Source organism: Streptomyces sp. NPDC002868, from assembly GCF_055563295.1.
Map to the genome: position 1 here is coordinate 271690 of NZ_JBVHDR010000010.1, position 24809 is coordinate 296498.

A 24809-nucleotide genomic window follows, 5' to 3' on the forward strand; every position below is an offset into this window, starting at 1 on the left:
CTGACGCCCCCGTCAGCCGATTGATCACCAGCAGTTGCCGCAGACGGCACCGGCTTCCCGAAAGATGGCTTGTCCTATAGCCGCCGCACATGGGGCCTCTCGATAGCATGGGCCTTGTGACGACGCCGTTACCCAGGCCCGGAACGGTCCGGACAGCCGCTGAGTTCGTTGCCCTGCTGCGCAGCGTGAAAACCCAGTCCGGTCTCTCCTACCGGGCTTTGGAGCGCAAGGCCCGCAGGGTCGGCGACTATCTGCCGGTGAGCACTGTTGCGAGCGCGCTCAACCGGGTCTCGCTGCCGAGTGAGGAAATGGTGGCGGCACTGGTCCGGGCGTGCGGCGGTGACCTGGCGACGGTGGCGGAATGGGCCGAGGCGCGCCGCGCACTGGCACTGCGAGAACGTTCCGCACCAGTGGCAGACCCGCCCGGGGCAGCTCCGGACCGGCCGAACGACACCACCAGGGGCGATCACGAGGACCGGAACGGGGCGAAGGGACGGCAGCTCGTCCCTTGTCTGCTCCCGCCGGACCTGCCCCTGTTCGTCGGCCGGGAAGGTGAGGTGACCGAAGCCTGTCGGCTGCTCGACCAGGAAATACCCGGGCCGGTGACCTTATTGGTCACCGGCCCTGCCGGTGTCGGCAAGACAGCCTTTGCCGTGCGCACGGGACATCTGCTCGCTTCCCGGTTCCCAGACGGTCAGCTCTACGTGGACCTGCGGGGCTTCGGTGACGAGCCGGCCGAGCCGTTCATGGTCCTGGGCGCCTTCCTGCGCGTGCTCGGCGTACGCGGCGGTGCGGTGCCCCCGGAACTGACCAGCCGGATCCATCTCTACCGCACCCTGCTGGCCCAGCGTCAGATGCTCATCGTCCTGGACAACGCGGCCGATGCACTGCAGGTGAGCGACCTCCTGCCCAACGGCCCACGCTGCGCCGCCATCGTCACCAGCCGAACCACGTTGGCGGACCTGGGCGGTCGCCGAATCCCCCTGAGGGTCCTGGACTCCGCAGCAGGGCTTGCCCTGCTGCGCACGATGCTGGGCCCGGACCGGACTGCCGCAGAGTCCGACTCGGCCCGGTCCATCGTGGAAACTTGCGGTGGCCTTCCCCTCGCAGTATGGGTCGCCGGGGCACGACTGGCCGCACGACCGCATTGGCCATTGGCCAAAGTGGCCCGCGCGCTCACCGACGAGCAGCGCAAGCTCGACGAGTTGGCGGTCGGCCACATTGCCGTACGAGCCAGCCTCGAACTGACCTACCAGGGGATGGCCTCGACAACCAAGCACGCCCTGCAGATGCTCGCCCTGCTACCTGGACCGAACTTCGCCGCCTGGGCCCTGGCCGCGCTACTGGACGTAGGCCTGTCCCACGCGGAGACCGTACTGGACGACCTGGTCGAGGTACACCTTGTGGAGATCGGGTCGGTCGGCGCCACCGGGTTCCGCCACCAACTGCACGACCTGGTGCGGCTGCTCGGCCGGGAGCGGGCGGAGCAGGAGGTCTCGCGACAGGATCGCACGGCCGCGCTCACCCGGCTGCTTGGCGCGAGCCTGCACCTCGCCGACCTCGCCGCAGACACCCTCAGCGTTGACTTCCAAGGCATCTCACAGACCGACCTGGCATCCTGGCGGCTCTCCCCTACGGACACCGACCAGTTGCTCGCCGACCCGCTGGCCTGGTTCAACGACGAGCGTCAGTTCCTCATCGACGTGGTGGAGCAGGCGCTTGACAGAGCAGAAGTCGCGCCGGCCGTCGGGTTGGCCACCGCGCTGACGACACTCTTCCAGGTCGGCAGCCACTTCGACGACTGGGAGCGGCTCCAGGGCCGGGCACTCAAGGCAGCGCTGCACATCGGTGACAGGCGAAGCGCCACCAAACTCCACCGGTGCCTCGGCGAACTCACCACCATCCTCGACCGGTATCCGGAAGCGCTGGAGCACTTCGAGCAGGCCCTGCTGCTCGCCGAGGGGCAGGGCCCGGCTTACCGGGCCAGTGCCACGGCCGGGCTGGCGTACGTGCACCGACTGCTCGGCCAGTACTCCTCAGCCGTGTGTCATTTCGGGCAGGCCGCCGAGCTGGCCCGATCGGCGGGGAACGTCAACTGTCTCGTCTACGCAACCAACGGCATTGGCGTCATCGATCTCGAGCAGGGCCGTGTCGAGGCGGCCATGGAGCGGTTCACGGAGTGTCTGCAGGTGAGCCGACTCGCGGGCTACCGGCCAGGCGAGGCTCAGGCCTTGCGATGCCTGGGACAGAGCCACCGTGCACTCGGCGCCTACCCGGCCGCCGCCGACCGCTTCCGGCGGGCCGCCTCGATCAGTGAGGACCTCGGCGACCGGCTCGGCGCCACACACGCGACCTGCTGGCTCGGGGACGTCCTGGTGCGACAGGGCGAGCATTGGGAGGGGCGCCGATTGCTGGCCCGGAGCCTTTGGAGCTACAGGGAATTCGGCAACCTCTGGGGCGAGGCGGCGACGCTGTACGCGCTCGCGGAGGCGCAACTCGTAGCCGGCCGTCCGGAGCCGGCCCGCCGACGAGCTGAAGCCGCCGTCAGGCTGTGGCGGCAGATCGGCTCCCGAACCTGGCTGGCCGTCGGCCTCGACACCCTGGCCAAGGCACACACTCTGGCCGGCGACCTCGAGGCCGCGACCCGGGCTCGGGACGCGGCCGCAGCGGCGCGGACAGCGTTGGACAGCGCCGGTCGATGACCGGTCGTCCGTGTTCGGACGATCCCCATCGGTCCATGAGGAACACGTCACAGCCGAGTGGAAAAGTAAGCACGTTGAAGTGCGCGTTACGCGCGGTCGTCGCCGGAGCTGCAACGGCCGGGCTGGTTCTCATGACCGCGTCGCCGGCCGCGGCCTGATCGGCCGGCCCCGCTGCCCAGAGGGCGTATGGGCATCGGGACTGACGGCCCGTCAGCGGCAGCCCGCGTCCTGACGAGCCAGGGGCTCAGGAGCGGTGGCCGGGCCGGTCTGGCTTCCCAGGAGTTCCAGGCCCAAGGGAGTGAGGGTGTGGTGGATGGTGTTGCGTACGCGCAGGCTGTGGATCAGGCCCGCGTCGCGCAGCACAGTGGCATGTTCGCTGGCCGACGCGGGCGCGATGTCCAGGCGGCGGGCTATCTCGCTGCCGGTGGCGTTCTCCGATCCCGCGATCATGTGGAGGGTCGCGGCCCGGGTACGGCCCAGAAGCCGGGCCAGTGCGTGGGCTCCCGTCGCGGCCGTGCTCTGTCCCGGTGAGCCGATGCGGCGGCTCACCGGGTAGACCAGGACCGGCGACAGGGAGGTGTCCCGCAGCGTGATGGGCGTGCCGCTGCAGAAGTAGGACGGCACGAGCCGCAGTCCGCGCCCCTGGAGGTACAGGTCCTGGTCCTGGGGGTACGCGATCTGCAGCACGGGTGGATCCCAGCGCACTGTCGGGTGCAGGCCGCTCAGCAGGTGGTTCGTCCCTCCGGCCAGGAACGCTCGGGCGCGGGCCGCGCGATCGGCGTCCACCGCGGCCTGGATCTCCGCCCAGTACGGGCACAGAGCCTGCTGGTTGTAGCGGCGCAGGGCGGTGCCGAGCCCCCGCAGGGCGGCGGGCCGGCCCGCGGCGAGCGCGTTGGCCCACGACGGGAGCTTCCGTTCCTGCCCGAGAGTCGCCACGTCGGTCCGCAGCCGCGAGCGGGAGGTGGACAGGATCGTGTCGATGCCCGCTTCGGGATTGGTGACCCCGCCGGCCGGCGTCAGAAAGTCGGGCGAGTACCCGCGTGGCGGGGCGAGATGGAGCAGCGGCCGGGCGGCCGGGTCCAATGACGCCCGGACCCGGGCGCGCCATCTCTGCACCCCGATATCGCTGTCGTGGCCACCGAGTACATGCAGGCTGAGCAGAGTTTCCCAGGCGGGATCCGGTCCTGGTGCCAGGTGGATCCGGCCGAGGTCCTCTGCGCTGAAGTGGATGCGCAGCACGAACGTGCCCCCCGTAAAAAGCTGCTACCCCATTTGTCTCACTCTTCCCGCTGAACGCCCGGCGCGATAGCCCTGATTCCGCCATCCGCCGTCGTTCGGCGACGACCGAAAGTCGTTTCTTGCCGTCCGGCTCTCTGCCTACTTTCTAGGACATCCGCATCCAACTGGCCAACGCCGACCGGTGCTGACGGGCGGCTGACATGTGCTGACGGGGCGCTGCCGAAGGCAGGCGTGGCCACGGACAAGGCACACCGTCAGGGCGTTGGGATGCCGCCCGGGCGGGCCGGGCGTCCGAAGCGTACGGGGACGCCGGGCGAGTAGAGCACGCTCACCGGGTCGCCGACCGGCTTGGGGAGTCCCGCGGTCGTGATGAGGTCCTCTTCGCACTCGACCGGCTCCGCTCGGTGCAGGGGCCAGCGTGGGTGGGTGTTCGGCAGATACATCTGCCGTCCGAGGAAGGTGTTGTGCATGCCCCAGCGGGCGGTCAGGAAGTGCTCGAGGTCGGTGGGATCCTGGACGCTTTCCCTGATGCGTATGGTGATCCGGCTGTGCGCGCCGCGCGGCCCCGGCCAGCGCCTGGTGCTGGTGTAGGTGATGGTGTCGTCGTTGTGGCGGATCGTCATCCGGGACCACAGGTACGGCAGCCGGAACGCCGTTCGTGCAACCGCTACGGGTATGAGGCGGGAGGCGTCGAGCGAGCGGAAGACGACGCCGCGCCTTCCGTGGGCGTCCACCGAGTAGAGGCGGACGTTGGTCTCGGGGAAGGTTCCCAGATAGGGGACGCCGGGGAGGCGGAACCAGCCGACGCGGTGCATACGGAAGGCTACGAGGCCGACATAGGTGACCCCGTCCAGTGTGTCGGGGACGGTTTCAGCCGGCAGGAGGGGAGCCACGTCCGCGGGGTCGGCGGCCCAGTGCAGGAAGGCCAAGTCGAGCCACGACTGGGTGAGCAGCGGGTTCTCGGTGGTGCTGGGCGGGTCGGCAGTTATCGGTTCCGGGGCGAGCGGTGTGAGCGACACGGCGCCCAGCATCGCAGACGCCTTTGACACAGTTGGCCCCACCCCGCCCTCCTCGCTCAGTGGCAGGCGAGAAGTGCGTAGAGCAGGGGGATCCGCGGGGCGGTGTCGGGCAGCCGCCACCATCCGCCGGGGGTGGGGGTCATCCCTGGCCACCGGGGCCAGGGGAGCTCGTCGCTTTCGCGCAGTTTCGCGATCCGCAGGCCGGCCGAGATCAGGGCGTTGATCACCTCGTCCAGGCCGTGCATCCATTCGAAGCTTTCGGTTGCGCCCTGCACGGCCTCCCCGTCGGTGTAGGTGTACGTCGAGTCCCGGCGGACGGCGCCGCGGTTGCCGAGGTAGTCATGGCGAAGGAGAAGTTCCGGGCCGTCGCCGGGGGCGGGCTTGGGGCCGAGGGCGTTGAGGAGGGGGTGGAACTCGACGATGTACAGCCGTCCGCCCGGACGCAGCAGCCGTGAGATCGTTTCGGCCCAGCTGTCGAGGTCCGGCAGATAGCACAGGGCGCCCTTACCCGTATAGATCAGGTCGAACTTCCGCCCGCCCAAGGCGGCTGACGCGTCATAGACGTTGGCCTGGACGTAGTCGATGTCCAGGCCCGCGGCCGTGGCGAGGTCTTTGGCCGCGGCCACCGACGCGCCCGAGATATCGAGACCGGCGGTCCGTGCCCCGCGTTGAGCGAACGCGATCGTCTCGGTGCCCAGGTGGCACTGCAGGTGAAGGACGTCGCCACCGGTGAGGTCCCCGAGGTCTTCCCACTCGAAGGCGGCGAACCAACGGGCCGGGTCGGCTGCTTGGCCCACGTCGTAGAACTGGCTGGCGAGATGGACGGGCGTGCGCGCGTCCCAGTTGGCCTCATTGGCCTCCATCATCTGCCGCAGGGACGGATCGAACTGCTTTGCCGCTTCGGTCATGAGGCCATCCAATCCTCCGGGCCGCGCCACGTCTGTACCCACAGCGCCATGCAAGATCGCGAGTGTGCGTGCCAGGCGTCGCGGGGCAGGCGGGACTTCTGAAACAGCCCTAGGCGCCAATCGCCCTGAGGACCGTATCGGCAAGTCTGTCCAGGTAATCCGGTCCCGCCTCCTCGGCGCGGACGATGAGCCGCCAATAGACCGGCGCGGCAACCAGATCGAGCGCGAGCTCCAGATCGGTGTCCGCCGGAAGTTCGCCGCGCTCGATCGCCCGCTGGAACATCACCGTCGCAAGCTCGCGCCTCGGTACGCCGATCATGGCCTTGCTGAACTCGCCCAGCTCCGGGTTGCGGGCCGTCTCGGCCACCAGGTCGGGCAGGATCCGCGCGAACCGGGGGTGGGTCAGCCACTCCATCAGCGCGTCAAGGCTCGCGCGCAGGTCGCCCCGCAGCGAGCCGGTGTCCGGGACCACGGCCAGCGCCACGCTGAACTCGGAGATGACCGAGAGCGCCATCTCCTGCTTGGACGGCCAGCGGCGATAGAGCGCGCTCCTGCTGACTCCCGCCCGTTTGGCGACGGCTTCCATCGACAGCCGCGCATAGCCCTGCTCGGCCAGCTCGTCGAGCACGGCTTCGGTGATGGCCTTGGTGATCCCTGGTTGCAGGACGGCTGCGCCGGTGGGCGTGCGAGGTGCCATGCGGGCAAGTCTAACAAGTGGACGGTACAGTCCCGTCCCGCGTAGTTTGGACGGGACGGAACTGTACTGTCCAAACGTTGGGAGAATCCGATGAACCCCCGTGAGCTCGTAGAACACGCCTTGAAGCTCCTGATCGCCAAGGACATATCCGCCTTCGCCGGTCTGTGGGCGAAGACCGGCGTGCTGGAATTCCCCTTCGCGCCACCCGGCTACCCGCAACGGCTGGAAGGCCGCGCCGCGGTCCAGGAGTATCTGTGCGGCTATCCCGAGATCGTCGACGTGCGCGAGATCACCGAGCAGGCTGTGCACCAGAGCGTCGACCCCGAAGTGGTGATCGCCGAGTTCGAGGCCGCCGGGGTCGTGGTCGCCACGGGAGCGCCCTATCGTCTGCGCTACATCGCTGTGATCACTGTGCGGGACGGTGAGATCCAGCACTACCGCGACTACTGGAGTCCGCTTGCCGTGGCCGAGGCGATGGGCGGCGTGGACGAGCTGATGGCCGGGTTCGCGGGTGGTCCGCGTGGCTGACATCCTCGTCCTCGGCGCGACCGGCACGACGGGTTCCCGGATCGCCGCCCTTCTGGGGGAGCGCGGCATCGTGGCCCGGTCGGCCACACGGAAGCCGGATTCCGCCGCGCAGGTGCGGTTCGACTGGGCGGACCGGGAAACCCACGCGCCCGCACTGCATCGGGTCTCCGCTGTCTATCTCGTCGCTCCTGTCGGAGTGACCGATCCCGTCCCGTTGGTGGAGCCGTTCCTCGAGGAGGCCGTCCGCCAGGGCGTGCGACGCGTCGTGCAGCTCAGCTCGTCCGCGGTGCCGGAGGGCGCGCCGGGCCTCGGCGCGCTGCACAGTCTCGTACGCGCGACCATGCCCGAGTGGGCGGTGCTGCGGCCGTCGTGGTTCATGCAGAACTTCACCCGTGAGCACTTCGTCGCGCAAGGCGTGCGGGGCGGCGAGATCGTCACCGCGACCGGGGACGGCAAGGTGGCTTTCATCGACGCGACGGACATCGCCGCCGTCGCCGTGCACGCGCTGATCGACGAGATCCCGCACAACACCGCGCACATCCTGACCGGCCCCGAGGCGCTGAGCTACGCCGATGCCGCCGCGATCGTCGCTCAGCGGACAGGCACCCCCGTGCGCCACCGGTCGGTCACCGCCGACGAACTCGCCCGGCACTTCACCGGACATGGCGTCCCGGCGGATTTCGCCGCGCTGCTCGCCGCGCTCGACAACGACATTCGCGCCGGGGCGGAAGACCGCGTCACCGACACCGTCGAACGCATCACCGGCCGCCCGGCCCGCGGCTTCCGCGACTTCGCCGAGAGCGAGATCCGATGACGCGGTCGCTGTTCGCCGCCTCATCGGCCCGTGGCAGCCACCGGTCGAGGTATCCGAGCAGACCGGTCAGGTCCGTGCCTCCGGCGCGGTATCCGATGTAGCCGTCCGGCCGTACCAGGCAGTGGGTGATGCCCCGCCAGGGCCCGCTCGTACCAAGCGTGTGGACGTGGAGCAGGTGGTCGCGACCGCCGGTGGCGGCCGCGATCCCGTCGGTGTCCCACACCCCGTGGCGCCCGCACAGGAGCAGGTGGTACCCGGGAGCGGCCGTCATCGTCTGCAGGTCGCCGGGGGAGTCGGGGAGCCGGTCACCTGCCCGCGGGCCGTGCCTGGGCGAATGCGGGCCCTCGGTCGTGGCGAGGCTGCGCCGGTAGTGGATGGCCAGCTGCGAGACCGTACGGAAGGCCGCGGCGCGCAGGAAGGGAACACGTAGGGCCAGCGGTGCGAGGCGGGGTGCGACGCGGGCGCGGGCCAGCTTGAGCAGTGGATTGCGGCCGGTGGCGATGGTGAACGCGCGGTCGGTGAAGCGCAGCACGTACCGGCCGACGGGGGCGCGTTCACTCTCGTACGTGTCCAACAGGGCGTCCGGTGCGGCGCCACGGCAGACAAGGGCGAGCTTCCAGCCGAGATTGAGCGAATCCTGGATACCTGTGTTCATGCCCTGGGCCCCGGCGGGGCTGTGGATGTGGGCGGCGTCACCGGCGAGGAAGACGCGGCCGGCGCGGTAGTTCTTGGCGCCGCGGTTGTAGAGCCTGAAATCGGTCATCCATACGGGGTCCCGCACGTGCAGCCGGTCGCTGACGTAGCCGTCGACGATCGCCTCCAACTGCCCGAGCTCCACCGGGCTTTCGTCCTCAGTACCTCCCGGCGGCCGCATCGCGATCATCCGCCAGCTCGCCGGCGAGACCAGTGGGAAGAAGAGCACAATCCCGGCCTCGGTGATGTACCCGTGCGCAGCGCCCTTCTCCAGACCGTCCACCTCCAGGTCCGCGAGCACGAACGCCTGCGGGTAGGCGTAGCCCTCGAAGCCGATACCGGCCTGCTCGCGGACCGTGCTGTGCGCACCGTCGCAGCCGACGACGTAGCGGGCGGTCACCTCCTCCTCGCTCCCGCCCTGATGCCTCAACCGGCAGGCTGCATAGGCGTTTTCGGCCGTCGGATCCATATCAAGCAGCTCGGTGCCCCGCTCGACCGTCGTACCGGCCGCGGCGAGATGAGCGCCGAGCACGCTCTCCGTCTCGGCCTGGGACAGGAAGAGCAGGAAGGGGTACGGGGTGTCGGCGACGCCGATGTCGAACAGCGGCAGCCGCACGGTACGACCCGGAAGATGCATCCGCAGCTGCACGCCCGGGTTCCCGCGCGCGACCAGCTCGTCCGTCACGCCGAACGGGGAGAGAGCCTCCAGGGTCCGGGGCTGGATGGCCAGCGCTCGTGACTCCCGGGCCCGGTCGAGGTGCCGGTCGATGATCCGGAAGCGCGCCCCGTACGCACGCAACTGCGCCGCAAGAGCCAACCCGGTCGGCCCGGCACCCACCACCAGTACATCAAGAGATTGACTCGCAGCCATGGCAGCAGTGTGCCGCCGAAGTGCTCACCGCGCTTGCCGTGGCATCAGCCTGCGGCAGTGAACTTGTTGCGCCAGGCCAGTGATACGTAGACGAGCGCGATCAGCACCGGCACTTCGATCAGCGGGCCGACGACGCCCGACAGGGCCTGCCCGCTGGTGACGCCGAAGGTGGCGATGGCGACCGCGATGGCGAGTTCGAAGTTGTTGCCGGCCGCGGTGAAGGCGAGCGTCGCGGTGCGGTCGTAGGCCAGGCCGATCACCTTGCCGAGAAGGAAGGTGCCGAACCACATCAGTCCGAAGTACACCAGTAGTGGCAGCGCGATCCGGGCGACGTCCAGTGGCTGGGAGGTGATCGTCTTCCCCTGGAGGGCGAAGAGGATGACGATCGTGAAAAGCAGCCCGTACAGCGCCCACGGGCCGATCTTCGGCAGGAAGGTGGTCTCGTAGCTCTCCCGTCCCAGCTTCTTCTCGCCGATGCGGCGGGTGAGGAAGCCGGCCAGCAGCGGGACGCCGAGGAAGATGACGACGTTCAGTGCGATCTTCCACATGGAGATGTCGAGGTGCTCGCCGTCGCCCAGGCCGAGCCACCCAGGCAGCAGGTCGAGGTAGAACCAGCCCAGCACGCCGAATGCCAGCACCTGGAAGACGGAGTTCAGCGCGACGAGGACGGCTGCCGCCTCGCGGTCGCCGCAGGCCAGGTCGTTCCAGATGATGACCATCGCGATGCAGCGGGCGAGGCCGACGATGATCAGGCCGGTGCGGTACTCGGGGAGGTCGGGGAGGAAGATCCAGGCCAGCGCGAACATCACGGCCGGGCCGGCGATCCAGTTGATGACCAGCGACGAGATCATGAGCTTGCGGTCGCCGGTGACGGCGTCGAGCTTGTCGTAGCGGACCTTGGCCAGTACCGGGTACATCATGATCAGCAGTCCGACCGCGATGGGCAGCGAGATGCCGCCGATCTCGACCTTGGCGAGCGCGTCGTTCAGGCCCGGGATCAGCCGGCCGAGGCCCAGGCCGAGTCCCATCGCGATCAGGATCCACACCGCAAGGAACCGGTCGAGCGTGGAGAGCCTGGCGACGATCGAGGCATCCTCACCGCTCTGCGACGGTGACGCGGTGCCGGATTCGGTCGCGGTCATCAACAGGCTCGCTTTCGGTCGGTCTCGACGGTCGTACGAGCGGTGGTGGCGAGATCCCCGAACGAACCGGCGAGCGTCTCGATGACCTCGGGTCGCAGTTTGTAGTAGGTGAAGCGCCCGCACGGCTCGGTCTCCACCACTCCGGCCTCGCGCAGTACGCGCAGATGGTTGGAGAGGTTGGTCTGCCGGGCGCCGGTCTCCTCGACCAGGTGGGTGGTGCACAGGGTCTCGTGGGCGAGCAGGGTCACGATCCGGAGCCTGAGCGGGTCGGCCAGCACCCGGATCAGGTCAGTGTCGACTGACGTCATCATGGGCTGATACTGTCACATCATCTGGAGCTGATACCAGTCCGGACTGAGTGAAGGGCCCGTGCCGCTGCTCGACTCCCTGCCCAGCTGAACCACTCTGTCCGTACACCCGCGACACCCGCGCTGAACAACTCCGCATACTCCGCAAAGGAAGAACCGATGTCCTCCAGCCCGCTCGCCTCCGTGCTCTTCGTCTGCGTCCACAACGCCGGGCGCTCGCAGATGGCCGCCGGATTCCTCACCCACCTCGCGGGCGACCGGATCGAGGTCCGCTCCGCCGGTTCGCTGCCCGCCGACCAGGTCAACCCGGCCGCGGTCGAGGCGATGAAGGAGGTCGGCATCGACATCTCCGGCCAGCGGCCGAAGGTGCTGACGACCGAGGCGGTTCAGGCGTCGGACTACGTCATCACCATGGGCTGCGGGGACGCCTGCCCGATCTTCCCCGGCAAGAAGTACCTCGACTGGGCTCTGGAAGACCCGGCGGGCCAGGGCGTCGAGGCCGTGCGGCCCATCCGGGACGAGATCAGGACCCTGGTCGAGGGCCTGATCGCCGAGGCAGCGCCGGAGACCGCGAAGTGACCACCGAGAACGAGATCCGCAACGTCATCGTCGTCGGCTCCGGCCCGGCCGGCTACACCGCCGCCCTGTATGCCGCGCGCGCCTCCCTGGGGCCGCTGGTGTTCGAGGGTTCGGTGACCGCGGGCGGTGCGCTGGCCCAGACGACCGAGGTGGAGAACTTCCCCGGCTTCCGCGACGGCATCATGGGCCCGGACCTCATGGACAACATGCGCGCCCAGGCCGAGCGGTTCGGCGCCGAACTGATCCCCGACGACATCGTCACCCTCGACCTCACCGGCGAGATCAAGACCGCCACGGACACGGCAGGCACAGTCCACCGCGCCAAGGCGGTGATCGTCGCGACCGGCTCGCAGCACCGCAAGCTGAACCTGGAGGGCGAGGACGCGCTCTCGGGCCGCGGTGTCTCGTACTGCGCGACCTGCGACGGATTCTTCTTCCGCGAGCACGACATCGTGGTCGTCGGCGGCGGCGACACAGCGATGGAGGAGGCGACCTTCCTCTCCCGGTTCGCCAGCTCCGTCACCGTCGTCCACCGCCGCGACACGCTGCGTGCCTCCAAGGCCATGCAGGAGCGTGCCTTCGCCGACCCGAAGATCTCGTTCGTCTGGGACAGCGAAGTCGCCGAGATCCACGAGGAGGACGGCAGACTGGCCGGCCTCACCCTGCGCAGCACCGTGACCGGCGAGACGTCCGAACTCGCGGCCACCGGCCTGTTCGTGGCCATCGGCCACGACCCGCGCACCGAACTGGTCAAGGGCCAGCTGGAGTTGGAAGGGGACGGCTACCTCAAAGTCGCCGCGCCCTCCACCCGTACGAACATCCCTGGCGTCTTCGGCGCGGGTGACGTCGTGGACCACACCTACCGTCAGGCGATCACCGCCGCAGGCTCGGGCTGTGCCGCGGCTCTGGACGCCGAGCGCTACCTCGCCGCCCTCGCGGACAACGACAAGTAGAGCGGCGCCCATGGCCGCCCTGCAGAGGTGCCGGCCCGCAGCAGTCGGCATCTCCCGTGCTGCCGCGGGCCATCACCTCCGGTCCGGTGCGTCACATGTCGGCGGCGTCGACCACCGCGCCGAGATCGACGAACTTGAAGCCCGTCGCCTCCCTCTGGCCGCCCTCGCCGTTCGGCACCGCGGGCGTCTCATGACCGTCCTGGACAACCAGAAGGCCGCGCGGATAGCGGGCGCCCAGCGGCTGGTTGAGCACAGCCGCGCCGTCGCACTCCTCGCTGCCGTCGAGCGTTGCCGAGGCGGCGCCGATCCGGAAGCCGCCCTCGTACTCGTTGTGCTCGGAGATCTCCCGGTCGTACAGCGCGAACGTGTCATCGCCCTGGCTGGAGGCCATCAGATAGCCGTCGCCGTCACGCTCCTGAAACAGCGTCAGGCCCTCGACATCGGCCGCCAGCCGCTTGCCGCCGTACCCGGGATCGGCGCCCAGGGTGCACTCCTCGGTCTGTTCGTCGTAGACGCCGGGGACGCCGTACTCCCTGACCTTGTCGACCAGTACGGGCTTGCCGCTGAGGTCGGCACGCATCCGCCAGATGCCGATGTCCTCCTGCCCGGCGTAGAGCATCCCGTTGGCCGGGTCCACGACCATGCCCTCGACCTGCGGCAGTTCGCCGGGCTCGGCGCACGGGCTCCAACTCGCGCCATTGGGAAGGCGGAAGGACGACGGCAGTTCGAGCGTGCGGATCTTGCGGTAGCCGACTGTGCCTGCCGCCGTCGCCTTCAGTTCCAGGAGCGCGACTGCCGTGCTATTGCGCCGGCTGACGAGGGCGTACGTTCGCCCGGTGCTCTTGTCCGTCCAGGTCGCCAGGCCGTAGGCGGTGCGCTGCTCGTTGATCTCGGACTGGCTCGCGGAGAACACCGGCGCGGCCGCCGGGTCCGTGACGTCGGCCAGCGGGCGTCCCGGCCGCGACGGGTCGATGCGGTAGATGCGCAGCCGGTCATTGCCGCGGTCGCTCACCACCGCGACGTCTGCGCGGCCGGCCGGCGTCCGCAGTCCGGAGACGAGGTCGACGTTGTTGAACCGGCCCGGCGCGTCCCCCTCACCGGGCGGCGCGGGCGCGGCAATCGACTGCACCTGCCTGGCATCGAGGTCGTAGACCCGCAGGCCGCCCTCCTTCGCCGTGGCGACGACCAGACTGCGGGCCGGATCGGCGGCGTTACGCCAGATCGCGGGGTCGTCGGCGTTGGCGTTGCCGCCCGCCTCGTCGTCGTAGAGGGCGGGGGTCTCCGCGGTGGGGGTCACCGTGGGCAGAGCGGAGGGCCCGGCCTGCGCGGGGGCCGGGGCGAGGAGGGCGACAAACGCGGCGCCGAGAGCGGCGGCTGCCGCCGGTCGTGGGGAGCGGTGCAGTCTCACTGGCGCTTCCTTAATGTCGGGGACATGCCGATGGTCCGTCAGGGAGCATCCGGCCAAAGGGCGGCGCCAAGCCGTCATCCAGGTGATGGGGCCGTGTTCGGATCGTGAATTCGCCCGGGCGGCGATGCGCCGCGGAATCTGGGCGACTGCCGGTTCGGGGGGCCACACCCCCATTCTGGGCGAGGGAGCTGAATCTCGCGCCCGCAGCAGCTCACACCCGCCACGATGAAGGCCCGGACCGCACAACGGTCCGGGCGATCACGTGCTTGTGGTCGGCGATGGTGCGGATCGCGGCTGTGGTCTCGGCCGCGACGATGCGCCGGCTATTTGACGGAGCCCGCCATCACCCCCTGGACGAAGTGCCGTTGGAAGGCGAAGAAGACGATCAGCGGCACCACCAGGGAGAGGAAGGCACCCGGTGCCAGTACTCCGATGTTGCTGCCGAACTGCCGCATCTCGGACTGGAGGGCGACGGTGAGCGGCTGGGACTCGCTGTCGGCGAAGAGCAGCGCGACCAGCATGTCGTTCCAGACCCAGAGGAACTGGAAGATGGCCAGGCTGGCCAGGGCCGGCCGGCCCAGTGGCAGGATCAGCCGGGAGAAGATCCGCCACTCCCCGCCGCCGTCCATCCGGGCGGCCTCCAGCATTTCGCGCGGGATCTCGGCGAAGTAGTTGCGGAGCAGGAAAATCGCGAAGGGCAGCCCATAGGCGACATGGAAGAGGATCACGCCCGGGATCGTGCCGAACAGCCCGACGGCGCCGAACAGTTTGGCCACGGGCAGCAGCCCGATCTGGACGGGCACCACGAGCAGACCCACGACCACCAGGAAGATCGCATTGCGGCCGGGGAACTCCAGCCAGGCGAAGGCGTATCCGGCCAGCGCCGCGATGCCGACGACCAGCGCCGTGGTGGGCACAGAGATCAGGACGGTGTTCCAGAATGCCTGCGTGATGCCGGAGTCCTGGAACAGGGCGGTGTAGTTGTCCAGGGACAGCTGCCCCGGATCGGTCAGCGCCGTCCACCAGCCCTCGGCCGCGTTGTCCTGTTCGGAGCGCATCGAGGACAGGAACAGCCCGGCCAGCGGGGTGATCCACACGAGTGCGACGACGAGCAGGACGGCCTGGACCAGACCGTTGCTGAGCCACTTGGTCAGCACGCCCAAGGGCCGCGGGCGCGGCCGGTGCGGCGGGAGGGGGACGTGGACGGAGGTCTTGGCGACCGGCTGGGACGGATTGCGCTCGATGGTGGTGCGACCGCTCATGCTCCGCTCCTTCGGAAGCGCCGGACGTTGAAGATCATGGCGGGTACGACCAGGAGCAGGAGCAGCACGCTGAGGGCGCTGCCGAGTCCCTGGTTGTTGCCGCCGCCGAAGGACACCAGCCACATCCGGGTCGCAAGCACATTGGCCTCTTCCTGGACCGGCCCGGGCGCGATGATCCAGACGAGGTCGAAGACCTTCATCACATTGATCACCAGGGTCACGAAGACCACCGTCAGCACGGGAGCGAGCAGCGGCACCGTGATCTTCCGGAAGATCTGCCACTCATTGGCGCCGTCCATCCGGGCCGCCTCCAGAGCGTCCCGGGGGATGGCAGCCAGTCCTGCCCCGATCAGCACCATCGAGAAGCCGGTCCAGATCCACAGATAGGCACCGATGATCGCCGGGGTGACCAGAGCGGGGCCGAGCCAGGAAATGCCCTGGTAGGGGGCTGCGAAGTTCTCCGCCGGGAGCCGGACGGTGTACGAACCGGCGTCCAGGCCGGGGAAGTTGAACGAGCCGTCCGCGGCGGTGGTGGCCTTCGCGGCCACCTTTCCGTCCCGTACCGCCTCGACCGACATCCCCGGCAGACCCTTCTCGGCCGGGTCGACCTTGCCCGGCCTGCCGCCTCCGCCGGGAGTGAAGTCCAGGTAGACCACGCCCTTTACCTCGTCCGCGGCGGGCGCGGCAGAGGACGCGGCCTGTGCGGGCCGGGCGCCGGACGGCATCTTGTCCGGTGCCACTCCGACAAAGCCCAGGCTGACGGACTTTCCGGGGCTGACCGCGTCGGTCGTACGGTACGAGCCGCCCGGATCCCCGGTCAGTCCCTGGCCCTGACGGGCCCTGGCGGTGGGGTACGCGGAACGGTCGTCGAAAGCGTCGTGGACGCCCACGGCCACGGCGTTGAGTACACCCCGGTTCGGGTCCTCCTCGTACGCGAGCCGGAAGATGATGCCGGCGGCCAGGAACGACACCGCCATGGGCAGGAAGAGCACCAGCTTGAAGGCGGTCGCCCAGCGCACCTTCTCGGTGAGCACCGCGAGCACCAGGCCGAGACCGGTCAGCAGAACCGGCGCCACGACAACCCAGATGGTGCTGTTGCGGATCGCCTTGAGCGTCGCGGGATCACTGAATATCTCGGCGTAGTTCTCGCCGCCGACGAAGCGGTCGCCGCTCGCGTCGAAGAGGCTTCGTCCGGCGGAGAACAGCACGGGGTAGACGACCAGCGCGCCGAGCAGCAGCAGGGCGGGCAGGACGAACACCACCGCGATGTTCCGCCTCCTGCGGTGCGCCCGCCGCCGCGGATTCGCGGCGGGGGCGGATGTGGTGAGTGCAGCCATGGTGCGCGGCCTCAGCTCTTGTACGCCTTGGCGGCCGCGGCCTCGAGCTTGGCCGCGGTGGCCTTCGGGTCCGAGGGGTCGCGCAGGAAGTCCTGGAGGAGCTTCCACTCGCCCGCGCCCTTGGTTCCGCCGAACGCGGCCGGGGCCTGGTCGGACATGTCGAAGCGCACCGAGTCTCCGGCCTCTACCAGTGACTTGGCCGTGGAGCGGGTGGTGTCATCGGCATACGAGGCGAGGTCCACGTCCTTGTTGGGGGAGAGGAAGCCTCCCGCGCCGGCCCACACCGAAGCCGCTTCGGGGGTGGCCAGGAACTCCAGCAGCCGCTGCGCCGCCTTCTTGTTCTTGCCGTCCTTGAGCACCACGGCCGCGTCACCGCCGCTCACCACCGGTGCCTTGCCGCTGTCGACGCCGGGGAACGGGAAGAACTTGGCGTCCTCGCCCAGCTTCTTGCCGAAGTCGTCCTTGGCCATACCGCCCACGAAGTCGCCCTCGTAGACCATGCCGGCCTTCGGCTCGGGGCCGAAGACCTGCTCGATCGAGCCCGGGAAGTCGGTGCGGAGCGCGCCGGCCGAGCCGCCCGCCACGAGCTGCTTGTCCTTGAACACCTCGCCCAGGGTGGTGAGCGCCTTGACCACGCTGGCGTCGGTCCAGGGCAGGGTGTGGGCTGCCAGCTGGTCGTACTTCTCCGGTCCCGCCTGGGAGAGGTAGATGTTCTCGAACCAGTCGGTGAGGGTCCAGCCGTCCTCACCGGCGACGGCGAAGGCGGGCAGTCCGGAGTCGGCGAGCGTGCGGCCCGCCTTGAGCATGTCCGTGTAGCTCTTGGGCTCCGCCACTCCGGCCTGCTCGAACGCGCTCGGGCTGTACCAGACGGTCGACTTGTGGGCCGCCTTGAAGTAGAGGCCGTAGTAGGTCTTGTCGACGGTGCCGTAGTTCTTCCACACCGTGGCGAGGTTCGCGCCGGCGGTCGTCGCGGTCTTCTGCGACAGCGGTTCGAGCCAGCCCTCCTTGGCGAACTGCTGGAGTACGCCGACCTGAGGCACCATCGCCACGTCCGGGGCGTTGCCGCCCTCGATCTTGCTGCCGACGAAGGTGGAGACGTTGTCACCGGTCGGCACGAAGACCGTCTTGGCGCCGGTCTCCTTGGTGAAGGCGTCCAGCACCTTCCGGAAGTTCTTCTGCTCGCTGCCGGTCCAGACTCCGGCCACGGTCACGGTCTGGCCGTTGAGTTCCTTGCCGCCGCTCGCCGGGCCCGGCGAGCCGCCGCAGGCCGTCGCGCCGAGGGCGAGGGTGAGTACCGCCGATGCGGCCGCCGTGGTCCGCCGGGTCGTCGTGGGTCGTCGCATGGTGACAGTCCTTCCGAGGGGTGGGAATGGTGGGTGGTTCAGGGGGTGGGGCAGTCGCCCGTCCACCACGCGGCGGTCGCTCCGGGGAGCACACCGTCCGGGCAGGGACCGCTGGAGAGGAGTGGAGTGCCCGCGACCGGCGCGGGCACGGGCTCGGTTCCGAAGTTGATCGCGCAGATCAGCCCGTCGCCGCGGGTCATGGCCAGGACCTGCGGGGGCGCCTCCAGCCAGCGCAGGCTGCCCTCGCCCAACTGCGGCAGGCTGCGCCGCAGTTGAAGTCCTTCGCGGTAGAGGTGCCAGAAGGAGCGGGTGTCGGCCAGCGCCCGGTCGGTGGCGTGCTCGGCGAACCACTCGGGCTGTGGCAGCCAGGGCCGCGCGCCGGCCGCACCCTGGCTGAAGCCGAACGGTGATGCGTGGCCCGACCAGGGCAGCGGCACCCGGCAGCCGTCCCGGATGCGCGCGCGGCTGCCGGTGCGGTGGAAGATCGGGTCGGTGAGCACCTCGTCCGGCAGGTCGAGGACTTCCGGGAGGCCGAGCTCCTCGCCCTGGTAGACGTACGCGGCGCCGGGCAGCGCCAGCATCAGCAGGGCGGCGGCGCGGGCACGTGCCGCACCGAGCCCGCTGGCCTCCACGCCGGGCTCGCCCGCGTAGCGGGTGACCGTGCGTACCTGGTCGTGGTTGTTGAGCACCCAGGTGACGGTGGAGCCGGTCCCGGCGATGTCGCGTATCGCCTCCGTGATGGTTGTCCGGAAGGCTTCGGCGTCCCACGGGGCGCTGAGCAGGTCGAAGAAGAACGCCTGGTGCAGCTCGTCGGGCCGTACGTACTCGGCGTGTTCGCGCGCCGTCGGTACGGAGACCTCGCCGACGAGCAGCCGCTCGTTGCCGTCGCGGTCCGCGTACTCTTCGCACACGGACCGCCAGCGGCGCCACACCTGGTGGACCTCGGGCTGGTTCCAGGCCAGCGGGTTCACCGAGTCCCTGGACCGCTCGTCGGCGGCGGGGTCGTCCGAGTCGGGCAGTTCGGGGTGCTTGAAGAGGCCGGCGGCGACATCGATGCGGAAGCCGTCGACGCCCCGGTCCAGCCAGAAGCGCAGTACGCGCTCGAAGGAGTCGCCGATCTCGGGGTTGCGCCAGTTCAGGTCGGGCTGCTCCGGGGTGAACAGGTGCAGATACCACTGTCCCGGCGTGCCGTCGGATTCCGTGATCCGGCTCCAGGCGGGCCCGCCGAACATCGCGCGCCAGTTGTTGGGGGGCTCCGCGCCGTCCGGGCCCCGGCCGTCGGCGAAGTGGAAGCGGGCGCGGGCGGCGCTGCCGGGGTCGGCGGCGAGCGCTTCGCGGAACCACGGGTGCTCGCTGGAGCAGTGGTTGGGGACGATGTCGAGCAGCAGCTTGAGTCCGAGCCGGCGGGCGTCGGCCATCAGCAGGTCGAACTCGGCCAGGTCGCCGTAGACCGGGTCGACGTCGCAGTAGTCGGCGACGTCGTAACCGTGGTCGTGCTGCGGCGACGGATAGAACGGGCTGAGCCAGATGCCGTCGACACCGAGCTTCCTGAGATACGGCAGCCCGGCCCGTACGCCGGCCAGGTCGCCTATGCCGTCCCCCGTGCTGTCGAGGAAGCTGCGTACGTACACCTGGTAGATCACCGCGTCGCGCCACCAGGAGGTGGCCGTGCGGGGGGAGTGGCCGAGGACGGCCGGAAGAGCTGTGAGCATCTCGCGTTGACCCGTTCCTGAAGGATGCGAGAGCGCCCCAGAGCGGGTGCGCTGTTATGCATGCATGTTAAGTAGGGGTGACGGCAGCGTGTCAACGATGCTGCGAGAAACGGCCCAGGTATGCCCGGATATTTGGGGGTATGCCAGAGTGAGCTGCTACTTAACAAGTAAATAATGAGCCGAGAGGGACGGCGGGCAGATTCAGCCCTTGCGGGAGATCGATCCCAGCTCGCGGGACAGCCGTGCGACGGCCTGCTGCGGCGTCTGCCGCAGCGCCATGACGTCCTGGACGACGGCCTGCACGGCGAGGCTCACCTGGTCGTACCGAGGGCTCTTGGGGCGCGGCTCGGCCGCCAGCACGCTCTGTCGCAGCGTCGGCAGATACGGGTAGGCCCGGATCAGAGCGGGATCCTCGTACAGCGCGGCGCGTACTGGTGGCAGCGAGCCCTCGGTGAGCACCTGCCGCTGGACGCGCTCGCTGGTGAGATAGGCGATCAGATCGGCGGCCGACTCCGGGTGCCGGGAGTGGCTGCTGACCGCGAGATTGGAGCCGCCGAGCACACTCGTGCCCGGTCCGGACGGTCCGGGCAGCGGCACCGCGCCGAATGCGCCGGCCACCTTCGAACCCGGCGCGTTGGCCACCGAGTACACGTAGGGCCAGTTCCGCAGAAAGAGCAGCCGGCCGTCCTGGAAGGCCTGCCGGGACTCCTCCTCCTTGTAGCCGCGGGCCTTGGGGGAGATCCAGCCGTCTCGTACTCCGCCGGCCAGGAACTCCAGTCCGGCCCGGGCCGCGGCCGAGTCCACCGTGACCCGGGCGCCGTCGTCCCGCAGGATCGAGCCGCCCGCCGAATGAACCGCCTCGGTGGCGTTGACCGTCAGTCCCTCGTAGGGCAGGAACTGGCCGGCATAGCCGTCCATGCCGTACCTGGGGGCCAGATCCCGGGCCTGCCGGGCCAGCTCCGCCCAAGTGCGCGGCGGCCGTTCGCCCGCCCGCTCGAGAATGTCCTTGCGGTAGTACAGCAGCCCGGCGTTGGTGACATAGGGGACGGCGTACAGGCGGCCGTCGAAGGTGGCTGTGTCCACCACGGGCGCCAGGAAGGTGTTCAGCGGGAACTGCTCTCGCTGCAGGGGGGAGATCCATCCTGCAGCCGCGAACTCGGAGGTCCAGGCCACATCGATGTTCAGTACGTCGAACCGCTCACTGCCGGACCGCAGCTCGCTGATCATCTGGGCGCGGGTCTCGTCCGCGGAGTCCGGCAGCTCGACGAGCGTGACCTGTTCCTTCGCGTGGCTGCGGTTCCAGTCGTCCAGCAGCGGACCGAGATACTCGGTGAGATCGCCCGCCGTCACCAGCGTCATGGGCCCGCGGCCCCTGGGAGCCGCGGTTTCCGACTGGGCGCCGAAGCCCGCGTAACCCGCGAGGATTACGGCGACAACGAGGAGCCCCCTACCCGCGGCATGCATCCACCGCATAGGTTCCTCCCAGTGCACCGATCCGGCCGCGCCGCCGTCCCATGTGGCCTATGTATACCTGTTAGGCATGGGCGATACTAGACGTCCAGGCGGAGAAGGCGGGTGGCGCGAACCACACCCCGTATCCGAGCCAACAGGAAACTACGGAGCGGGAGGGAGGGAGCGCGTGCGGCTGCCGCTCCTGGCACTTCTCACCCGTGGTCCGGCGCACGGTTACGAGCTCAAGCAGGACCTTGAGAAGCTCCTGGGTGCCGCGTACCCTCAGCCGAATGTCGGCCAGATATACGTCACTCTTGGGCGGCTGGAAAAGGCCGGTCTGATCGCAGGCGAGGACGTCGAGCAGTCTGGCAGGCCCAACAAGCGTACGTATCGGCTCACCGACGCCGGGCGGGAGGCCGTACTCGCCTGGTTCGAGGAGACCACGGACGAGCCGCGGGTCAGGGACGAGTTCTTCATGAAGGTCGCCCTCGCGCCCCAATCCGGTCTTGCCGACCCGATCACGCTGATCAACAAACAGCGGCGGCAGTACCTGAACACGATGCGTGACCTGTCGAAGCTGGCAGCGGCCGAGGACCGGGACAACAGGGTCTCCCAGCTGCTGATCGAGGGCGCGATGCTGCATCTGCAAGCCGACCTCGACTGGCTGGAACGCTGTCAGGAGGAGCTGGAATGAGCGAGGACACCGCTCCTGCCGCGCTGGGCGCATCCGCTGCCGCGCCTGGTCAGGGGGACAATGTGCCGATCGTGCGCGCCGAGGGTCTGACCAAGACCCATCACGGCGAAGGCGCACCGGTGCACGCCGTACGCGGAGTGGATCTGACCGTTCAGCCCGGGGAATTCGTTGCTGTCACCGGCCCCTCCGGCGCCGGCAAGTCCACGCTGCTCCACCTCATCGGCGGGCTCCAGCGACCCGACAGCGGCCGTCTCTGGCTCGACGGCCGCCGGGTGGACGAGTATCGCGAGGCCCGCTGGGCGGTGCTGCGCCGCCGGAGCATCGGCATAGTCTTCCAGTTCTTCAACCTGGTCTCCGACCTGACCGTCGCCGACAACGTCGAACTGCCCGCGCTGCTCGCGGGCGCCTCGCCCAAGGCAGCCCGGGACAGCCGGGCCGAACTGCTCGCCGAACTCGGCCTCGAAGGCAGGGAACGGTCCATGCCGGGCGAACTCTCCGGCGGCGAGCAGCAGCGCGTCGCCCTGGCCAGGGCACTGGTGAACCATCCCGCGCTGCTGCTCGCCGACGAACCGGCCGGCAGCCTGGACAGCAAGGGCACCCGTGAAGTGCTCCGGCTGCTCTCCCGATTCCATCAGCGCGGCCAGACGATCCTGCTGGTCACCCATGACGCACGGATGGCCAGCGCGGCCGACCGTGTCATCAGCTTCTTCGACGGGCGAATAGCCGACGACGCGGCACTCGGCGCCGGGCACCACACCACCGGCCGCGGCGTCTCCGGCGTACTCGAACTGAAGGAGTGACCGTGCGGGCCACTCTGCGCTGGGCGCACGCCGATCTCCGGGCACACCGCGGACAATCGGTGTTCGTCGTCCTGGCCAGTGCCGGCATCATCGCTTCGCTGCTGCTGGCCGTGGCCCTGTTCAGCTATGCCGCCAACCCGTGGCAGCGGATCTTCACCCAGTCCCAGGGCGCCCATGTCTGGCTCCACACCCGGGTCGCCGCGAACATGGGCGCGCTGTCCGAACTGGACGGTGTCGCCGGTGTCTCGGGGCCGTACCGCACCGGTCAAGCCACCCTTGAATCCCGTGGGGTGAGGGCGAGCGTGGCCCTGCGCGCGGCGGACACCCGGCCGCCGGAGATCGCCCGGCCACTGGTCACCGAGGGGAACTGGCTCGATACGCAGGCAGAGGGCGTCGTACTGGAGAGCTCCCTCGCGCGGGTGCTCTGGGCGGAGCCGGGCGACACCCTGACCGTCGCGGGATCGGACGGCACCGCGCGCACCCTCCGGGTGGCCGGTGTCGCCGAAGCCGCGGAACCCCGCTACCGGCCGGGCGGCGAGCCCGGTATCGGATGGGTGCTGCCCGGCACGCTCGACCGCATCGCACCGCGGAGCACCAGCCACAGCGTGGGACTGCGGCTGGAGGATCCGGACGACACCGACTTCACCGTCCAGCAGGCCGTCACTCTGCTCGGCGCCGACCGTGTCGCCCAGGTGACCAAATGGCAGCAGGCGCGCGCCGAGGCCGGGGGCGACGAGCGGCTGCTCGGGCAGCTTTTCGCGGTGTTCGGGCTGGGCGCCCTGCTGGCGGCCGCGCTTGCCGCATCGGGGGCGATCAGCGCCCGTATCCGCGGACAGCTGAGGGACATCTCGATCCTCAAGGCGATCGGGTTCACGCCTGGCCAGGTGGTACGCGGCTTCCTCGCCCAGCACCTCGCCTTCGCGCTGCTCGGGGTCACCCTGGGCACTGCGGCGATCGCCCTCCTGGGTGCCCGGATACCCGGCCCGATCGGGGAGGCGGCCGGGGTATGGCAGGACCTGCCCGGGCACACCGCCCTGATGATCGGCGTCCCCAGCGGCGCGGTGCTGCTGATCGCGACCGCCACCTCACTCGCCGCCTGGCGAGCCGGCCGGGTCCCGCCGGTGCCGGTCGCCCGGGCGGCACTTCCCTCAGCCGCACCGATGACCGGGCTGGGCCGCCGGGCGCTCGGCATGCGGGTGCCGCCCGCGCTGGTACTCGGGTGGCGGGCGGCGTTCCCCCGGCGGCCGCGCACCCTGATCACCGTGGCCCGGCTTGCGCTGCCGCTCCTCATGATCACGGTTGCGCTCGTCGCCTGGTCCACTCTGGACGCGTTCCGCAGCCGCCCCGCGGACATGGGAGTACCCGCAGCGCTGACCGTACGGGCCGAGCAGCCCGGCAGCCTCACCGGCCAGGATCTCCAACGCGCGCTGACCGCGCCCCCGGACGTCGCCGCTGTCCATCCCGGCGTGGAGGTCGCGGCGCTGGTGCCGGGGCAGACCGGCACCATCACACTGCGAGGGCTCGGCACCGCCCGCGCCCCCTACCCCTTCACCGTTGTCGAGGGGCGCCCCGCCGACGGCCCTGACGAGGCGGTCGCCGGACAAGGCCTGCTCGATCTGCTGGACGTACGGGTCGGAGACTGGGTCCGGATGACGGTTGAGGGACGGCCGCAGATCCTGCACATCGTCGGACGCAGCATCGAACCGGAAGCCGGCGGCCGGGTCATCTCGACGACGATCGACACGCTTGAAGAACGCGACCCGGCACTGCGGCCGGACTTCTACCATCTCGTCCTGCGTCCTGGCGCGGAACCCCGTGCGGTGAGCAGCGCTCTCGCCGAGGCGGCCGGAGGCGCCCTGGAGATCCGGGAGACACCCAACCCGGCGGACCGGCTGGAACCGGCGCGGGGCGTGATCGCGGCCCTAATCGGAGTGCTGGCCCTGATCGGGCTCACCGAGCTGCTGACCGTCATCGGCACCGGCGTCCGCGACCGCGGCCGTGATCTGCTCGCGCTCAAGGCGATCGGGCTGACACCTCGTCAGATCAGCTCGGCGATCGTGGCGGCCGCCGGCTTCACGGCACTGCTGGCCGCCGGGATCGGCACAGGGCTGGGGGTGCTGTCCGGCAGCTGGCTGGTGGACACACAGGGCCGCTCCAGCGGTATGGGCGCCGGTATTGCCCATGTCCCGCCCGCGCTGTTGCTGGCTTCGGTCGTGGCCGGCGCGGTGTTGGGTGCTGTCGCAGCCGCGGCGGTACCGGCGACCCGGACCGCGCGCCGCCGACTGGCGGATTCGTTGACCGAGACCCTGTGATGTAAAGGGCGAGCCCGGCGGCTCGGCACTCTGCGT

Annotated in this window: 21 protein-coding genes; 8 read left to right on the forward strand and 13 right to left on the reverse strand. The window is 69.7% G+C overall.

What is annotated here, in order from left to right; translation table 11 throughout:
* Positions 1-116: 116 nt before the first annotated feature.
* The gene (locus ACZ3H8_RS28175) at positions 117-2702 is read left to right on the forward strand and encodes an ATP-binding protein (protein ID WP_467406565.1); all 2586 of its coding nucleotides are present in this window, start codon (positions 117-119) and stop codon (positions 2700-2702) included.
* Positions 2703-2912: 210 nt separating this feature from the next.
* Here ACZ3H8_RS28175 and ACZ3H8_RS28180 read toward each other — a convergent pair whose 3' ends face one another.
* The 4 genes from ACZ3H8_RS28180 to ACZ3H8_RS28195 form a co-directional block, all read right to left on the reverse strand.
* Positions 2913-3941, reverse strand: a complete 1029-nt coding sequence (locus tag ACZ3H8_RS28180) for an ArsR/SmtB family transcription factor (RefSeq protein WP_467406567.1) — start codon at positions 3939-3941, stop codon at positions 2913-2915.
* Positions 3942-4195: 254 nt separating this feature from the next.
* Positions 4196-4960 carry a YqjF family protein gene (locus ACZ3H8_RS28185; RefSeq protein WP_467406569.1) on the reverse strand — a complete coding sequence of 255 codons (765 nt, stop codon included), beginning with the start codon at positions 4958-4960 and terminating at the stop codon, positions 4196-4198.
* Positions 4961-5016: 56 nt separating this feature from the next.
* The gene (locus ACZ3H8_RS28190) at positions 5017-5868 is read right to left on the reverse strand and encodes a class I SAM-dependent methyltransferase (protein WP_467406571.1); all 852 of its coding nucleotides are present in this window, start codon (positions 5866-5868) and stop codon (positions 5017-5019) included.
* 109 nt (positions 5869-5977) lie between these two features.
* Complete coding sequence (locus tag ACZ3H8_RS28195; RefSeq protein WP_467406573.1) at positions 5978-6565, reverse strand: TetR/AcrR family transcriptional regulator; 588 nt, start codon at positions 6563-6565, stop codon at positions 5978-5980.
* Between the two features lie 90 nt (positions 6566-6655).
* Between ACZ3H8_RS28195 and ACZ3H8_RS28200 the strand changes: the two genes are divergently transcribed.
* Both ACZ3H8_RS28200 and ACZ3H8_RS28205 read left to right on the forward strand, forming a co-directional pair.
* Positions 6656-7093 (forward strand): nuclear transport factor 2 family protein, encoded by a 438-nt coding sequence (locus ACZ3H8_RS28200; RefSeq protein ID WP_467406575.1) that lies wholly within the window; start codon positions 6656-6658, stop codon positions 7091-7093.
* A complete protein-coding gene (locus ACZ3H8_RS28205; protein ID WP_467406577.1) occupies positions 7086-7907 on the forward strand; it encodes an NAD(P)H-binding protein in 822 nt (273 codons plus the stop codon). The genes ACZ3H8_RS28200 and ACZ3H8_RS28205 overlap by 8 nt, the downstream gene beginning before the upstream one ends.
* Here ACZ3H8_RS28205 and ACZ3H8_RS28210 read toward each other — a convergent pair.
* Genes ACZ3H8_RS28210 through ACZ3H8_RS28220 form a run of 3 tightly spaced genes read right to left on the reverse strand, consistent with a single transcriptional unit; the run spans position 7852 to position 10924 of the window.
* Entirely contained in the window at positions 7852-9471 is a 1620-nt protein-coding gene (locus ACZ3H8_RS28210) for an FAD-dependent monooxygenase (protein WP_467406579.1), read from the reverse strand. The two genes, ACZ3H8_RS28205 and ACZ3H8_RS28210, sit on opposite strands and share 56 nt — an antisense overlap.
* Positions 9472-9515: 44 nt before the next feature.
* Entirely contained in the window at positions 9516-10613 is a 1098-nt protein-coding gene (arsB, locus tag ACZ3H8_RS28215) for an ACR3 family arsenite efflux transporter (protein WP_467406582.1), read from the reverse strand.
* On the reverse strand, positions 10613-10924 hold the full coding sequence (locus tag ACZ3H8_RS28220; protein WP_307665357.1) for an ArsR/SmtB family transcription factor: 312 nt from the start codon (positions 10922-10924) through the stop codon (positions 10613-10615). Before ACZ3H8_RS28220 ends, arsB begins: the two co-directional genes overlap by 1 nt.
* A 156-nt stretch (positions 10925-11080) precedes the next feature.
* On the opposite strand from ACZ3H8_RS28220, the gene ACZ3H8_RS28225 reads away from it, so the two are divergent.
* Together ACZ3H8_RS28225 and trxB are read left to right on the forward strand one after the other, a co-directional pair.
* On the forward strand, positions 11081-11500 hold the full coding sequence (locus ACZ3H8_RS28225) for an arsenate reductase ArsC (protein WP_307665358.1): 420 nt from the start codon (positions 11081-11083) through the stop codon (positions 11498-11500).
* Positions 11497-12453: a thioredoxin-disulfide reductase gene (gene trxB / locus ACZ3H8_RS28230; protein WP_467406585.1), complete on the forward strand. Its 957-nt coding sequence runs from the start codon at positions 11497-11499 to the stop codon at positions 12451-12453. Before ACZ3H8_RS28225 ends, trxB begins: the two co-directional genes overlap by 4 nt.
* Before the next feature lie 91 nt (positions 12454-12544).
* Here the strand turns inward: trxB and ACZ3H8_RS28235 are convergent, their stop codons facing one another.
* From ACZ3H8_RS28235 to ACZ3H8_RS28260, 6 genes are all read right to left on the reverse strand, one after another.
* Positions 12545-13861, reverse strand: a complete 1317-nt coding sequence (locus ACZ3H8_RS28235; RefSeq protein WP_467406587.1) for a phytase — start codon at positions 13859-13861, stop codon at positions 12545-12547.
* 323 nt (positions 13862-14184) lie between these two features.
* Positions 14185-15123 (reverse strand): carbohydrate ABC transporter permease, encoded by a 939-nt coding sequence (locus ACZ3H8_RS28240; protein ID WP_467406589.1) that lies wholly within the window; start codon positions 15121-15123, stop codon positions 14185-14187.
* The gene (locus ACZ3H8_RS28245; RefSeq protein WP_467406591.1) at positions 15120-16460 is read right to left on the reverse strand and encodes a carbohydrate ABC transporter permease; all 1341 of its coding nucleotides are present in this window, start codon (positions 16458-16460) and stop codon (positions 15120-15122) included. The genes ACZ3H8_RS28240 and ACZ3H8_RS28245 overlap by 4 nt, the downstream gene beginning before the upstream one ends.
* 11 nt (positions 16461-16471) lie before the next feature.
* Positions 16472-17803: an ABC transporter substrate-binding protein gene (locus ACZ3H8_RS28250; protein WP_467406593.1), complete on the reverse strand. Its 1332-nt coding sequence runs from the start codon at positions 17801-17803 to the stop codon at positions 16472-16474.
* A gap of 38 nt (positions 17804-17841) precedes the next feature.
* On the reverse strand, positions 17842-19515 hold the full coding sequence (locus tag ACZ3H8_RS28255; protein WP_467406595.1) for a glycoside hydrolase family 13 protein: 1674 nt from the start codon (positions 19513-19515) through the stop codon (positions 17842-17844).
* Between the two features lie 201 nt (positions 19516-19716).
* Positions 19717-20988 carry an ABC transporter substrate-binding protein gene (locus ACZ3H8_RS28260; protein WP_467406597.1) on the reverse strand — a complete coding sequence of 424 codons (1272 nt, stop codon included), beginning with the start codon at positions 20986-20988 and terminating at the stop codon, positions 19717-19719.
* A gap of 166 nt (positions 20989-21154) precedes the next feature.
* On the opposite strand from ACZ3H8_RS28260, the gene ACZ3H8_RS28265 reads away from it, so the two are divergent.
* From ACZ3H8_RS28265 to ACZ3H8_RS28275, 3 genes are read left to right on the forward strand one after another with little or no spacing between them, the layout of a single operon-like run.
* Positions 21155-21661 (forward strand): PadR family transcriptional regulator, encoded by a 507-nt coding sequence (locus ACZ3H8_RS28265; RefSeq protein ID WP_307665365.1) that lies wholly within the window; start codon positions 21155-21157, stop codon positions 21659-21661.
* A complete protein-coding gene (locus ACZ3H8_RS28270; RefSeq protein ID WP_467406600.1) occupies positions 21658-22461 on the forward strand; it encodes an ABC transporter ATP-binding protein in 804 nt (267 codons plus the stop codon). The genes ACZ3H8_RS28265 and ACZ3H8_RS28270 overlap by 4 nt, the downstream gene beginning before the upstream one ends.
* A 2-nt stretch (positions 22462-22463) precedes the next feature.
* Positions 22464-24773: an FtsX-like permease family protein gene (locus tag ACZ3H8_RS28275; protein WP_467406601.1), complete on the forward strand. Its 2310-nt coding sequence runs from the start codon at positions 22464-22466 to the stop codon at positions 24771-24773.
* The last annotated feature ends 36 nt before the right edge of the window (positions 24774-24809 follow it).